This window comes from [Empedobacter] haloabium, assembly GCA_008011715.2.
Classification (GTDB): domain Bacteria; phylum Pseudomonadota; class Gammaproteobacteria; order Burkholderiales; family Burkholderiaceae_D; genus Rugamonas; species Rugamonas haloabia.
Window position 1 is genome coordinate 86474 of sequence record CP136508.1, and the last position, 12986, is coordinate 99459.

Annotated in this window: 15 protein-coding genes; 7 read left to right on the plus strand and 8 right to left on the minus strand. The window is 67.3% G+C overall.

Annotated features, from left to right (window positions below; genetic code table 11):
* Positions 1-18: 18 nt before the first annotated feature.
* Entirely contained in the window at positions 19-531 is a 513-nt protein-coding gene (locus E7V67_000325; GenBank protein ID WUR13586.1) for a gluconokinase, read from the minus strand.
* A 180-nt stretch (positions 532-711) separates the two neighbouring features.
* The gene (locus E7V67_000330; GenBank protein WUR13587.1) at positions 712-1740 is read right to left on the minus strand and encodes a LacI family DNA-binding transcriptional regulator; all 1029 of its coding nucleotides are present in this window, start codon (positions 1738-1740) and stop codon (positions 712-714) included.
* A 171-nt stretch (positions 1741-1911) separates the two neighbouring features.
* Between E7V67_000330 and E7V67_000335 the strand changes: the two genes are divergently transcribed.
* The 4 genes from E7V67_000335 to E7V67_000350 all read left to right on the plus strand — a co-directional run bounded on the left by E7V67_000335 (position 1912) and on the right by E7V67_000350 (position 4495).
* Positions 1912-2700 (plus strand): FRG domain-containing protein, encoded by a 789-nt coding sequence (locus E7V67_000335; GenBank protein ID WUR13588.1) that lies wholly within the window; start codon positions 1912-1914, stop codon positions 2698-2700.
* Positions 2701-2762: 62 nt separating this feature from the next.
* Positions 2763-3455, plus strand: coding sequence for a YafY family protein (locus E7V67_000340; GenBank protein WUR13589.1), 693 nt, complete (start codon positions 2763-2765; stop codon positions 3453-3455).
* A gap of 66 nt (positions 3456-3521) precedes the next feature.
* Positions 3522-4139: a glutathione S-transferase family protein gene (locus tag E7V67_000345; protein ID WUR13590.1), complete on the plus strand. Its 618-nt coding sequence runs from the start codon at positions 3522-3524 to the stop codon at positions 4137-4139.
* Between the two features lie 173 nt (positions 4140-4312).
* Positions 4313-4495 (plus strand): hypothetical protein, encoded by a 183-nt coding sequence (locus tag E7V67_000350; protein ID WUR13591.1) that lies wholly within the window; start codon positions 4313-4315, stop codon positions 4493-4495.
* Here E7V67_000350 and E7V67_000355 read toward each other — a convergent pair.
* From E7V67_000355 to E7V67_000380, 6 genes are all read right to left on the minus strand, one after another.
* Positions 4425-5867, minus strand: coding sequence for a heavy metal sensor histidine kinase (locus tag E7V67_000355; protein WUR13592.1), 1443 nt, complete (start codon positions 5865-5867; stop codon positions 4425-4427). The genes E7V67_000350 and E7V67_000355 overlap by 71 nt on opposite strands.
* Entirely contained in the window at positions 5867-6538 is a 672-nt protein-coding gene (locus E7V67_000360) for a heavy metal response regulator transcription factor (GenBank protein WUR13593.1), read from the minus strand. Before E7V67_000360 ends, E7V67_000355 begins: the two co-directional genes overlap by 1 nt.
* A gap of 62 nt (positions 6539-6600) precedes the next feature.
* Positions 6601-7530, minus strand: a complete 930-nt coding sequence (locus E7V67_000365) for an alpha/beta hydrolase-fold protein (protein ID WUR13594.1) — start codon at positions 7528-7530, stop codon at positions 6601-6603.
* A 113-nt stretch (positions 7531-7643) separates the two neighbouring features.
* Positions 7644-8480: an HDOD domain-containing protein gene (locus E7V67_000370; GenBank protein ID WUR13595.1), complete on the minus strand. Its 837-nt coding sequence runs from the start codon at positions 8478-8480 to the stop codon at positions 7644-7646.
* 77 nt (positions 8481-8557) lie between these two features.
* Positions 8558-8839, minus strand: coding sequence for a hypothetical protein (locus tag E7V67_000375; protein WUR16198.1), 282 nt, complete (start codon positions 8837-8839; stop codon positions 8558-8560).
* Between the two features lie 14 nt (positions 8840-8853).
* Positions 8854-9306 carry a MarR family transcriptional regulator gene (locus E7V67_000380; GenBank protein WUR13596.1) on the minus strand — a complete coding sequence of 151 codons (453 nt, stop codon included), beginning with the start codon at positions 9304-9306 and terminating at the stop codon, positions 8854-8856.
* 139 nt (positions 9307-9445) lie between these two features.
* Between E7V67_000380 and E7V67_000385 the strand changes: the two genes are divergently transcribed.
* From E7V67_000385 to E7V67_000395, 3 genes are all read left to right on the plus strand, one after another.
* Positions 9446-10387, plus strand: coding sequence for a helix-turn-helix domain-containing protein (locus E7V67_000385; GenBank protein ID WUR13597.1), 942 nt, complete (start codon positions 9446-9448; stop codon positions 10385-10387).
* 194 nt (positions 10388-10581) lie between these two features.
* Positions 10582-11826 (plus strand): acetylornithine/succinylornithine family transaminase, encoded by a 1245-nt coding sequence (gene astC, locus E7V67_000390; GenBank protein WUR13598.1) that lies wholly within the window; start codon positions 10582-10584, stop codon positions 11824-11826.
* A 113-nt stretch (positions 11827-11939) separates the two neighbouring features.
* The gene (locus E7V67_000395) at positions 11940-12971 is read left to right on the plus strand and encodes an arginine N-succinyltransferase (protein WUR13599.1); all 1032 of its coding nucleotides are present in this window, start codon (positions 11940-11942) and stop codon (positions 12969-12971) included.
* Positions 12972-12986: the final 15 nt, after the last annotated feature.

Below are 12986 nucleotides of genomic sequence, written 5' to 3' on the forward strand. Positions count from 1 at the left end.
GTGCCTGTCACCAGGGGTCTACTCCCGGGCCAGGATCGCCCGCACCAGCGCCGGCACCTCAGTCCCGATATCGAGCCGCAAGCCTGCTTCGTCGTCCTGCAACGGCTCCAGGGTGGCCAGCTGGCTGTCCAGCAGCGACAGCGGCATGTAGTGGCCCTGGCGCGCCGCCATGCGCGCGGCGATCAGTTCACGGCTGCCGTCCAGGTGGGCAAAGCGCAGCGCCGGGTCGCCCGCGCGCAGCAGGTCGCGGTAGCGCCGCTTCAGGGCCGAGCACGACACGACGAGGCCGGTACCGGCCGCCGCCGCCGCGCGGATCTCGGCTTGCAGGCTGTGCAGCCATTCTTTGCGATCGTCATCGGTCAACGGAATGCCGGCCGCCATTTTGGCGACATTGGCGGCCGGATGGTACTGGTCGCCCTCGACGAACCGCACGCCCAGCGCCTGAGCCAGCGCGATGCCGACGGAGCTCTTGCCGCAGCCGCTGACACCCATCACGACCCAGCGTGGTGCGTTCCCGATCCTTTCGTTCATCTTGCCCTCTGATAGCGCTAACATTGGCCTCAGTCTAGCGCAAGCAGTCGCGTTCTTCAAGCAGTTTGGGGTCTGTCCCTTCAGGGACTGACCCCGAAGTTCGGCGGGCCACGTACGGACGGGCCAACAAAACGCTTGCAAACTTCGGGGTCAGTCCCGCAGGGACAGACCCCCGCCCCGTCAAGCGCTCTCGCGCGCCATCAACGTGAAACCCAGGTCCAGGTGCGTCTGCGCCGGCACCTCGCCGCGAATGGCGGCGCGCAGCATCGTCGCCGCCTCGTAGCCGATGCGGTAGCGCGGCGTGCCCACCGTCGTCAGCGACGGTTTCATCCAGGCCGAGGCGGGCAGGTCGTTGAAGCCGCAGATCGCGAGGCGCTCCGGCACCGCGATGCCGCGCCGCTGGCACTGGTAGACCGCGCCGTGGGCCAGGTCGTCGTTGCAGCAGAAGATGGCGTCGCAGTCCGGCACCCTGGCCAGCATGCGGCCCAGCAGTTCGGCACCCAGCGCGATCGTGGAAGGATCGGGCACCATCAGCTCCAGCTGCGGATCGGCCAGGCCGGCGTCCATCATCGCCTTGCGGTAGCCTTCGCGGCGCTTCAAGGTCCGCTCGTCCAGTTGGGCACCCATGAAGCCGATGCGGCGGCGGCCCTTGTCGATCAGGTAGCGCGTCATCGTCTCGCCGGCGTCCAGCTGGGAGAAGCCGACGCACAGCTGGGCCGGATCGTCGGACAGGTCCATCATCGACACCACCGGCACTTTCGAGGTGGCCAGCATCTGCTGCACGCGCGGGCTGTGCGTCAGGCCGCACAGCAGGATGCCGTCCGGGTTCGACTGCATGTAGATGTTGAGGAGCTTTTCCTCCTCGGCGTCGGAATAGCGGGTATTGCCGATCAGGACCTGGTAGTTGTCGGCATCGAGCACGTCCTGGATGCCCTGCAGCACGGCCGTGAACACGGTGTTCGACAGCGACGGCACCAGCACGACGATGACGTTGGACTGGGCCGACGCCAGCGCGCGCGCGGCGCGGTTCGGCACGTAGCCCAGTTCCTGCACGGCCTGTTCGACGCGCTGGCGCAGCAGGGACGACACGAGCTCCGGCTGGTTGATCGCCCGCGACGCGGTCATCGGCGCGACGCCGGCCAGGCGCGCGACGTCGCTCAGCGTGACGCGGCCGCTGGCGCGGCTTTTGGTGGAAGTGCTTCGGCTCATGGTTGGCTAAGGTTGTCGTTATAGTTATCAGGGCTGGATTTCGCCACGAATCGGTGGGGCTGTCAATTGCTGACTGACGCAATGCCCGCGGCGCGCACGCGAATACGACGGATTTGACGCTCATGCATGGGCTGTGGGAGCATCCTGGCCGGAATCAACACGGGGCCGCGCATGGAAATCGTCCATATCGACAGCTGGGAGCAATTCGTGACCGCCACGTCCGCCTGCGACGGCTGGGCCTTCCGGGGCCTGCCGGACGCCGACTGGCAGCTGTTCAGTTCATTGTCGCGTTACCTGCACAGCTTCGTGCCGGACCGGGCCAGCTGGCGCCAGCGCGAGGAACGGGCCCTGCGCATCTTCCGGCGCAAGGCGCATATCTACCTGGCCGATCCGAACGTGCTGGTCGACGACATCCGCTGCCTGGCGCTGATGCAGCACCACGGCGCGCCCACGCGCATGCTGGATTTCACCAAGTCGCCCTTCGTCGCCGCGTTTTTCGCCCTGAACAATACCAACCGCAGCGCCGCCGTCTTCGCCCTCGACACGCCCACATTGTGGCGCGCGGCGCCGCGCCACGCGCCCGGGCTGCGTCGCGAAGCGATCGACCCGCGCGTGGCCGGCAATTTCGAGCGCTATTTCGCGCCCAACGACCAGGACATCCTGTGGGTGGGCGAGCCGGAAGCGATGGACCGGCGCCTGGTGGCGCAATCGGGCACGTTCGTCGTGCCCGGGGTGCTCGACAAGCCGCTCGATGCCATCATCGGCAAGTACGGCGCGGGGCCCGCGCTGATGCGCAAGTTCGTGCTGCCGCCATCGTTGCGCGCCGACGCGATGCTGGCGCTGTACCGCATGAACATCACCCACGCGACACTGTTCCCCGACCTGGACGGGCTGGCCCGCTCGATCGGCTACGAGCTGGAAATCACCTGGCCGGGGCACCGTGCGGGCGGGCCGGGCTGACCGCTGTCGCCGCCGCGTCACCGCATGCTAAGCTGTCGTTCTGACCAGGGAGGACGATACCAATGAGCCGAGCCGGCCGGCTGTTCCAGTTGATGGACGCGCTGCGCGCCAACCGCCGTCCCGTTACGGCCGCGGCGCTGGCCGAGCAGCTGGGCGTCTCCGAACGAACGATCTACCGCGACATCCAGTCGCTGGCCGAACTGGGCGCGCCCATCGAGGGCTCGGCCGGCGTCGGCTACCTGATGAAGACGGGCTTCTTCCTGCCGCCGCTGATGTTCGGCGCCGACGAGCTCGAAGCGCTGGTGCTGGGGGCGCGCTGGGTGCGCCGGCAGGGCGACCCGGCATTGGCGCGCGCGGCCAGCGCCGCGTTGGCGAAGATCGCCACGGCCTCGCCCAAGGACCTGCGCGACCGCATGGCCGAAACCAGCCTGTGGGTGCCGATCGGCGTGCCGCAGGCGCCCAGCGACGAATTCGTCCAGCCCGCGCGCGAAGCCATCCGCAACCAGTACAAGCTGCGCATCGAGTACAGCGACGAGGCCGGCCAGGCCACCGAGCGCATCGTCTGGCCGTTCGCGCTGGCGTTCTTCGAAGGCCGCCGCCTGCTGGCCGCGTGGTGCGAACTGCGTGATGCGCAACGCCACTTCCGCATCGACCGCATCCGCGCCGCCGCCACGCTGGCCGAGCGCTATCCGATCCCGCGCCAACAGCTGATCAGCCGCTGGCGCAGCGAACACGGCATCCAGGAAGACTCCTGACAAAAACTGACAGTCGCTCCCGCTACGATAACGCTTCGACAACAAGCAAAACAGGGAGCGACGACCATGCGCCTGTACCACCACCCCAAATCCTCCAGTGCCCGCCGCGTGCTGATGACGGCACAGCATCTTGCTGCCGACCTGGAACTGGTCGAGATCGACCTGATGAGTTCGGACGACCGGCGCCGCCTCGAGGAGCTGAATCCGAACAGCAAGATCCCGGTGCTGGAGGACGGCGGCTTCGTGCTGTGGGAATCGGCTGCGATCATGCAGTACCTGGCCGACCGTACGCCGGGGCAGACGCTGTATCCACAGAACGTGCGCGACCGCGCGGACGTCAACCGCTGGCTGTTCTGGACCTGCCAGCATTTCGGGCCGGCGCTCAGCGTGTTTACCTGGGAAAACGTGTGGAAGAAAATGGTGACCGGCGTCGATGCCGACCCGGCCGAGCTGGCGCGCGCGGAGCAGGGGCTGGCGCCGCTGGCGACGCTGCTGGACGAGCACCTGGCCCGCCGCACCTGGCTGGTGGGGCACGATGTGACCCTGGCGGACTACGCCATCGCGGCATCGTTGATGTATGTCGAAAGGGCACGCGTGCCGCTGGCGCGATGCGCGCACATCGTGGCCTGGATCGGCCGCGTCCAACAGCTGGACGCCTGGAAAAAGACAGAGCCGACCTGGTAAAGCTGGCAGGTCGAACCCGTTTATGACTTTTATGTGAAATGGCGCACAGAGCGCGGCAGGCCCAGGCCTTACTATGGACTCGTCTCTTTCAGGACATCCCTAGTTTTGGACTTGGCCCGCTTTCGAGCGGGCATTTTTTTTGCCCATGCTATGCACGATGCCTGGAGAAGCAGATGGACGAATCGACAACCTATATGCCGGCGCCGGAGCGGGCAGCGAATGACGCCGCGGGCCCCGAGCCCCAGCCACCGGCGCGGCGTCCGGACGACGGCCCGGACGGCCTGTTCAATCATTACCGGCTGCGCCGCCTGCGCGCGCTGGGCGTGCCGCCGGCGCCGGCGGAAAACGCAGCGTGAAGACGGTGCTGCCGTCCGCACTGGTGGCGCTGGCGCTGCCGCCGTGCAGCTGTATGATGGCGCGCACGATGGCCAGGCCCAACCCGGCGCCGCCACCCGCCTCGCCGCGTGACGGGTCGGCCCGGTAGTAGCGATCGAACAATAATCCCAGATGCTCCGGCGCGATCGCGCTGCCCGTGTTGCGCACTTCGATATGGCAGCCCGTGTCGTCCGCGCGCGAGCACAGCGTCACCCTGCCGCCGCGCGGCGTATGGCGCACGGCGTTGGCCACCAGGTTGTTGACGGCGCGTCGCAGCAGGATCGGGTCGGCATGCACGCTGCCCGCCGCGTCGATGTGCAACGCGATGCCGGCATCGTCCGCCAGCACGTCGAAGTAGTCGGCGATGTGAGCCAGTTCGGCCGCCGCGTCCAGCGCCACCGGCCGCAGCGCCAGCTGGGCGTGATCGGCGCGGGCCAGGAACAGCGTGTTCTCGATCATGCGTCCCAGGCGCTCGTATTCCTCCAGGTTCGAGGCCAGCAGCGCCTCGTACTCGCCGCTGTCGCGCGGGCGTGACAGCGCGACCTGGGTCTGCATCATCAGCGTGTTCAGTGGCGTGCGCAGGTCGTGCGCCAGGTCGGCGGCAAAGCCGGACAGCCGCTGCACGCCTTCCTCCAGCCGGTCCAGCATGGCGTTGAAGGCCACACCCAGCTCGCGCAGTTCGGCCGGCACGTCCTGCACCGACAGGCGGCCGGCCAGGCGCTGCGTGCTGATTTCGTTGGCCTTGCCGATCACGTCGTGCAGCGGGCGCATGCCGCGCCGGACCACGGCAAAGGCCAGCGCCGTCGCCACCAGCGTGCCCACGGCCAGGCCGGCCAGCAGGTCGGCCGTGTAGCGTTTCAGGATGGCCAGCCGCTGCGAGCGCTGGCGCACGATCGCGATGCGCACCGGCGTACGCTCGCTGCCCGCACTGGCCAGGGCGACGATGGCCCGGCCCGGGCCCGACGCGAGCTGCCAGTCGTGGATATCGGTGCGGGCCGGCGTGCGGTCGAGGGGAACGCCTGGCCAGCCTGGCGCCGGCGCGCCCGTGCCGCCCGGTGCCGCCGTCAGCACCACCGTGCGGCCAGCCGCATCGACGAGGCGCAGCTGCATGCCGTCCTGGCCGAACACGTTGTCGAGCACCATGCGCAGTTCGTCCGGCATCGCCAGCGGCATCGGCTGGCTGGCCAGCAGATGGCGGATCAGCACCACCTTGTCCAGCAGGGCGACGTCGTCGCGTTCGGACATCTGCTGCGACAGCGCCTGGTACAGGTAGGCGCCCACGGCCAGGAACACGGCCGCCGCGATGGCGGAAAACAGCAGCGCCAGGCGCAGGGCGATGGAGAGACGGCGCATCAGGCTTTGTCGTCCACCGTGTAGCCGATGCCGCGCACCGTGTGCACCAGTTTCACGGGCCAGGGGTCGTCCAGCTTCGCGCGCAGGCGGCGGATGGCGACGTCGACCACGTTCGTATCGGAATCGAAGTTCATGTCCCACACCTGGGCGGCGATCTGGCGCCGCGACAGCACTTCGCCGCGCCGGCGTGCCAGCAGGTGCAGCAGCGCGAATTCCTTCGGCGTCAGGTCGATGCGCTGGCCGGCGCGCGTGACCCTGTGGCGCAGCACGTCGATCTCGGCGTCCGCGATGCGGATGACGGCTTCCTCGCGCACCGGACCGCGCCGCAGCAGCGTGCGCAGGCGCGCCAGCAGCTCGGCGAAGGCGAATGGCTTGACCAGGTAGTCGTCCGCGCCCAGCTCGAGGCCGCGCACGCGGTCGGGGATGTCGTCGCGCGCGGTCAGGAACAGCACCGGCGTGTCCTTGTGCTCGCGCAGGGAGCGCAGCACGGTCCAGCCGTCCATGGCCGGCAGCATCACGTCCAGCACGACCAGATCGTAATCCTCGGCCAGCGCCAGGCGCAGGCCTTCCGGCCCGGTGCGGGCCAGCGCGGCGTCGAAGCCCGCTTCCCGCAGCCCCTGCAGCAGGTGATTGCCGGTTTTCGGCTCGTCTTCCACGACCAGTATGCGCATGCTGTCCTCCCGGCCGTATCGTGACCGCATTTTACGAAAGCGTGGATGACGATTTCGTCATGTCAGCGCACGCTGCCGGGCAGGGCCCAGCGCAGGCCGCGCGTGATGACGATCGGCGCGATGGTCAGATGGTCCTCGTCCGGCACGACGACACTCGTCACGTTCAGGTTCGGGTAATTGCGCGACTTCAGCGCGGCCGTGAAGTTGCGCAGGTCGCGCACCATGTCCTCGTCCTTGTTGAAGCGGGCGCCGTGGCGCACCGCCTCGTAGCTGCCGACGGCAAAGAACACGTTGGCGCGCAGGTCCTTGTGGCTGGCCGCGTACGCCTTTTCGCGCTCGAACATCACGCGCTTGTTGAACCACAGCGAGGGGCTGCCCAGCACGTAGTTGTCGAACAGCTCCGGCTCGCTGAGCAGCATGTCCAGGCCCAGCAGGGAGCCGTACGAGTGGCCGATGAAGGTCTTGCGGCCCATGTCGGCGCGGTAGTGCTTGGCCACGAAGGGAAAGACTTCGTCGGCGATGAAGCGGCGGTAGCCGGCGGCCTCGCCGAACCTGGGCTCGCGGCCGGGCATGTCGGACACCAGCGTGCTGTCGGCCGTGGCCGTGGGCGTGTAGTCGCGCCGGCGGCTGTATTCCGCGCTGTCGCCCCGTGCGTACGACAGGCCGACCAGGATGAATTCGTCGATGCTCTTGCCGCCGCGGCCGGCGCGCAGGCCGATGGCGCGCGTAACTGGAAAGGCGTACGGCGCATCGGTGACGAAGACGACCGGATAGCTGCGACCGGACTTCGCATACGACGGCGGCAGGCTGACATAGATCTGGTAATCGCGCTGCAGGTTTTGCGCGCGGATGCTGCGCACCTCGGTGCCTTCGAGCACGTACGGCGCGCCTTCCAGCGCGATCGTACCGCCCTGGGCAAACGCCAGCGCGGCGCTGGTGGCCAGCAGCACGGCAGCCGCCACGCGGCGCAGGGGAAAGTCGGATCGGTTCATCGGAGCATGGTGCAAAAAAGCCAATTATCGCCGATTCCCGCCCGCCTCAACGCCGAGCCCGTGTCCCACCGCGGGGTCAGGCACCGAAATGGGACAGGGGCTGACCGTGCTGATTAAAGCATCAGCACGGCGTACAACGATTGCACCTCGTCGGCCGATTCGCGCAGGATCGCGTCGAAGGTGCCGTCGCCGATGGCGAAATCGATGGTGCGGGCCGCCTGCGCCGTGGTGGCGCCGGGGCGGGTGTGCATGGGGGAAGGGACGGGCGCCAGGTCGTCGGCCAGCAGCAGGGTGTCGCCCAGGTTCTCCGGCGGCAGCGCGCGCATGCCGCGCCACATGGACTCGACGGCGTCCATCACGGATTCGGGCACCATCAATTTCGCCAGCACGCCACGGCCGATCTCGACTTCGCCGTGGTCGATCCATTCGGCCGGTTCGCCGTCCATGATGCCGGGGAAGTCCTGCGCGCGCGACAGTAAATAGAAAGCGCCCACTTCGTGCACGATGCCGGCAAACAGCGCCGTATCCGGATCGACGTGGGTGACGCGGCGCGCGATCACCTGGGCCAGGGCGGCCGTGTGGGCGGTGTGTTCCCACAGGCGGCTGACATAGTCCCGCAGCACGGGATCGGCCACGCGGCTGCCGATCTGGCGCACCAGCACGGCGGCGACCAGCGACTGCAAGGTGCGCACGCCCAGGCGCTGCACGGCCGAGCGCACGCTGGAGATCTCGGTGCCGGAGCGGTTGTAGGCGACGGAATTGGCGATGGCGACGGTGCGCGCGGCCAGCAGCGGGTCGGCCTGGATCAGGCGCGTGGCCACGTCCGCATGGCAATCGGGGTCCATCAGCGCCCGCTGGAGCTTGATGGAAGCATCCACGTTGGCGGGAAATGCAAGCTCGCCGCGGCTCGCCTGAGCTGCGATGGTGTTGAAGGCGTCCAGTCTGTCCATCGAAAAATTATACCCACAATATTGCCGTGTGGAATTATTTTTAACGGGGAGCGTTGCGTGGAAGCCCCGCGGGGCGATTATTCCTGGCGGAAGATGGCGTCGCAGCCTTCCTGCGTGCCTTCCACGTCGCTCAGTTCGTCGACCAGTTCCAGGTCTTCCAGTTCCTCGACGGCGTTGGTGAAGCTGTTGTGCTTGGTGGCACCGATCAGGCGGTAGATCTCTCCCTCTTCGTTGCGCACGCCGATCAGCAGCTTTTCCTTGCGTACTTCGTCGCTGGTGGTGGTTTCCAGCAGCAGGTTGCCGGTGATCTGTTTGTCGAACTTGGCCGGCGTGACGCCGTCGATCAGGGTGGTTTTCAGCATTTTATTTTCCGTTATCGGTGGTTGTTGTCAGGTTGGGGAGCGGCGTCGATGACGGCTTTCAGGCCTGCCAGCGTGCTTTCCAGGCGATCGAAATCGGCGTCGTCGTACTGGGCGAACACGGCGGCGCCGCCGGCCACCACGCGCGGGAAGACCTCGTCGAACAGCCGTTCGCCCGCTTCGGTCAGGCGCAGGAACCAGGAGCGCTTGTCGTCGCAGCTGCGGGTGCGTTCCACCAGGCCTTTCTGTTCCAGGCGCTCGATCACGCCCGTCATCGTGCCTTTCGTGATCAGCGTGCGCTCGCCCAGCTCCTTGTACGACATGCCGGGCGTGTTGCCCAGGGTGGCGATGATGTCGAACTGGGCATGCGTCAGGCCGCAGGCGCGCGCATGCTGGCCCGACAGCCGCTCGAAGCCTTGCATGCACTCGGCCAGCAGCCGGATACTTTTCAGATAGCGTTCCCCCATGCCGCGATTATAGCGCCGGGCCTGGCCGAATCCTTGGGCGGGAAACCCGGTATCATAGGGTGTTGCAACGCTGAACGCTTACCGATGTCCGCCGATTGCCCGATGTTTGCCTTGATGCCTGTTCCGCTTTGTTCCGGCGATGTCGTTCGCTGACCTGAACCGCTTGGCGCGGCAGGCCCCGCTGCGCATGCTGCTGGTGCAGGCCGGCGAGGGCGACAGCCTGTCCTGGGCCGGCCTGGTACAGCCGCTCCGCGTGGCCCAGCGCCTGTTGGGCCAGGAATTCCGGCTGGACGTGCGCACGCCCGAACAGGTCGCGCAGGACGTCGACGAAGGCTGGCATGTCGCGCTGCTGGTGGCCGACGAGCCCCAGCCACGTCCGGCCGATGCGCTGCTGCGCACCGTCATCGAGCGCTGCCGTGGCGCCGCCTATTGGGGCGGGGTGGGCGCGGCCGTGCTCTGGCTGGCCGATGCCGGCGTCATGGGCGGCGTGCGCATCGCCTTGCCGTGGGCGCTGTACGCGGAGACGGAAGACATCACCGAGCGCGCCATCCTGACGCCGCACCTGTTCGAGATCGACGGCCGCCACCTGAGCTGCTGCGGCGGCGCCGCCAGCGTCGACTTCGCGCTGACCCTGATCGATGCCCTGTTCGGTTCGAGCGTGCAGGCGGCCGTCAAGGAAACCCTGTGCATCGACCGCGTGCGCAGCGCCGACGAGCGCCAGCGCGTGGCCCTGCAAGCCCGCTTCGGCGCGCTGCAGCCAAAGCTGTCGGAAGCCGTCACCCTGATGGAGGCGAACATCGAGGAGCCGCTGTCGACGGACGACATCGCCAACCTGGTCGGCCTGTCGCGCCGCCAGCTGGAGCGCCTGTTCAAGCAATACCTGGGCAGCCTGCCGTCGCGCTACTACCTGGAACTGCGCCTGCAGCGTGCCCGTCAATTACTGCTCGAAACCAATCATTCCATCGTGCAAGTTGGCCTGATGTGCGGCTTTTCCAGTGGCTCGCATTTCTCCACCGCCTTCGGCACGCTGTTCGGCAACACGCCGCGCGAGGAACGCCAGCGCAAACTGGCCGCCGCGTAAAAATGGGGACAGACCCCAATTTCCGAGAAATTGTTGCTCCAAAAATGGGGTCTGTCCCCATTTTTGAAGCAACTGATGGAATTTGAAAAACCTTGTCGCAGATTCAAAAGAGTTTTAGCATCCCCGCTTTTACAATGCAGTACACCCGCAGCGGCTCTGCTGCGGCCGTACCTCTTAACTCGATGGGGATTGCCATGAACGCCAAGCTTGACACGACTGTTACCACCCGCCCTGTCACCCGACAGACTTTTGACGAAGTGCTCGTGCCGACCTATGCACCCGCAGCGATGGTACCAGTGCGTGCATCGGGCCTGGACCTGTGGGACCAGAACGGCAAGCAATACCTGGACTTCACCTCCGGCATCGCCGTCGCGGCCCTGGGCCACTGCAATCCGCTGGTCGTCGAGGCGCTGACCCGCCAGGCCAACACGCTGTGGCACCTGGGTAATGGCTACACCAACGAGCCGGTCCTGCGCCTGGCGCTGGCGCTGACGGAAGCCACGTTCGCCGACCGCGCGTTCTTCTGCAACTCCGGCGCGGAAGCCAACGAGGCCGCCTTCAAGCTGGCCCGCAAGTACGCCCACACCAAGTTCGGCCCGCACAAGTCGCGCATCATCTCGTGCTACAACTCGTTCCACGGCCGCACGCTGTTCACCGTCTCGGTCGGTGGCCAGTCGAAGTACACGGAAGGCTTCGAGCCGCTGCCGCCAGCGATCGACCATATCCCCTACAACGACATCGAAGCAGCCCGCGCCGCCATCGGTGACGACGTCTGCGCCGTGGTGGTCGAGCCGGTGCAGGGCGAAGGCGGCGTCATGCCGGGCAATCCGGAGTTCCTGGAAGAGCTGCGCGCGCTGTGCGACAAGACCGGCGCCCTGCTGATCTTCGACGAAGTCCAGTGCGGCATGGGCCGTACCGGCTCGCTGTTCGCCTACATGGGCTACGGCGTCACGCCGGACATCCTGACCTCGGCCAAGGCGCTGGGCAACGGCTACCCGATCGGCGCGATGCTGACGACCGAAGCGCTGGCGCAGACGCTGTCCGTCGGCACCCACGGCACCACGTACGGCGGCAACCCGCTGGCCGCGACGGTGGCGCTGACGGTGCTGGAGACGATCAACCAGCCGGCCTTCCTGGCGCGCGTCAAGGAAGCGAGCCTGTACCTGATCGACAAGCTGGAAGAAGTCATCCGCGACTACCCGCAGGTATTCACCGCCGTGCGCGGCGCCGGCCTGCTGCTGGGCATGGTCGTGGCCGAACAGTTCAAGGGCCGTTCGAAGGACATCCAGCGCGCCGCCGAGGCCGAAGGCCTGATGGTGCTGATCGCCGGTACGGACGTACTGCGCCTGGCCCCGGCCCTGATCGTGACCGACGCGCAGATCGACACCGCCGTGGCGCTGCTGCGCAAAGGCCTGGACAACCTGCTGGCCGCCAAATAAGCGCCGGGCGCGCAAGCGCCTCGCGTCGCCGCGCCTCGGCGCGGACCCGTACAGCGGCGCTGCCCTTGGGCGGCGCCGCGACGGTTTTCGCCTTCTTCCATTGAGGAGTCAATATGTACGTCGTCCGTCCGGTAGAAGCCGGGGATATTGCAGCCCTCGAAGCGCTGGCCGCGGTGACCATGCCAGGGGTGCATACGCTGCCCAAGACGCGCGACAAGATCGAGCAGGCCGTGGAACGGTCGATCGCCTCGTTCGCCGCGCAAGTGGACATCCCAAGCGAGGAGTCCTACCTGTTCGTGCTGGAATCGCTGGCCGAGCGCCGAATCGTCGGCACCGCCGCCATCTTCGCCTCCGCCGGTTCCAATGGCACCTATTTTTCGTTCCGTAACGACGTGATCCAGCAGGTCTCGCGCGACCTGAACATCAGCCACAGCGTGCACGCGCTGACCTTGTGCTCGGAACTGACCGCGTATTCGCAGCTGTCGTCGTTCTACATCGACGAGGCGCTGCAGACGCGCCCCGAGGCGGCCCTGCTGTCGCGTTCCCGCCTGCTGTTCGCCGTGCAGCAGCCGCAGCGCTTCGGCGACCGCTTCTTCGTGCCGCTGGCCGGCGTGACCGACGAAAACGGCGGCTCGCCATTCTGGGACGCCCTGGGCCGCAAGTTCTTCAAGATGGACTTCCTGGACGCCGAGCGCGTCATCGGCGGTGCCCGCAACCGCACCCTGATCGTCGAGCTGATGCCGCATTACCCGGTCTACGTGCCGCTGCTGCCGGGCGACGCCCAGGCCGCGATGGGCCAGATCCACCCGTCCGGCGAGCTGGCGTTCAACCTGCTCACCGAAGAAGGCTTCGAGGCCGACGAGTACATCGACATCTTCGACGGCGGCCCGATCCTGCAGGCGCACAAGCACGCGCTGCGCACCTTCACCAGTTCGCTGACCCTGCGCGTGCGCACCAGCGACGGCCAGGTACCGGAAGGCCCGCTGGTCAACTACGCGATCGCCAACACCGCCGGCCCCGCGTTCCGCGCGGTGACAATCGCCAGCCCGGAACTGGAAGGCTGCGAAGCGGTGGCCCTGAGCCCGGAACTGCAGGACATCCTGCGCGTCGCCGAAGGCGACAGCGTGACCTGCGTGCGCGTTTAACATCCCTGAAGCGAG

What these genes read in the sequence shown, in the direction of transcription:
- E7V67_000340 (WUR13589.1), top strand. Translation starts at nt 2,763, where the DNA reads ATGAGCCGAGCCGGCCGGCTGTTCCAGTTGATGGACGCGCTGCGCGCC.
- E7V67_000385 (WUR13597.1), top strand. Translation starts at nt 9,446, where the DNA reads ATGTCGTTCGCTGACCTGAACCGCTTGGCGCGGCAGGCCCCGCTGCGC.
- astC (WUR13598.1), top strand. Translation starts at nt 10,582, where the DNA reads ATGAACGCCAAGCTTGACACGACTGTTACCACCCGCCCTGTCACCCGA.
- E7V67_000365 (WUR13594.1), bottom strand. Translation starts at nt 7,530, where the DNA reads ATGAACCGATCCGACTTTCCCCTGCGCCGCGTGGCGGCTGCCGTGCTG.
- E7V67_000355 (WUR13592.1), bottom strand. Translation starts at nt 5,867, where the DNA reads ATGCGCCGTCTCTCCATCGCCCTGCGCCTGGCGCTGCTGTTTTCCGCC.
- E7V67_000335 (WUR13588.1), top strand. Translation starts at nt 1,912, where the DNA reads ATGGAAATCGTCCATATCGACAGCTGGGAGCAATTCGTGACCGCCACG.
- E7V67_000345 (WUR13590.1), top strand. Translation starts at nt 3,522, where the DNA reads ATGCGCCTGTACCACCACCCCAAATCCTCCAGTGCCCGCCGCGTGCTG.
- E7V67_000350 (WUR13591.1), top strand. Translation starts at nt 4,313, where the DNA reads ATGGACGAATCGACAACCTATATGCCGGCGCCGGAGCGGGCAGCGAAT.
- E7V67_000370 (WUR13595.1), bottom strand. Translation starts at nt 8,480, where the DNA reads ATGGACAGACTGGACGCCTTCAACACCATCGCAGCTCAGGCGAGCCGC.
- E7V67_000360 (WUR13593.1), bottom strand. Translation starts at nt 6,538, where the DNA reads ATGCGCATACTGGTCGTGGAAGACGAGCCGAAAACCGGCAATCACCTG.
- E7V67_000380 (WUR13596.1), bottom strand. Translation starts at nt 9,306, where the DNA reads ATGGGGGAACGCTATCTGAAAAGTATCCGGCTGCTGGCCGAGTGCATG.
- E7V67_000395 (WUR13599.1), top strand. Translation starts at nt 11,940, where the DNA reads ATGTACGTCGTCCGTCCGGTAGAAGCCGGGGATATTGCAGCCCTCGAA.
- E7V67_000330 (WUR13587.1), bottom strand. Translation starts at nt 1,740, where the DNA reads ATGAGCCGAAGCACTTCCACCAAAAGCCGCGCCAGCGGCCGCGTCACG.
- E7V67_000325 (WUR13586.1), bottom strand. Translation starts at nt 531, where the DNA reads ATGAACGAAAGGATCGGGAACGCACCACGCTGGGTCGTGATGGGTGTC.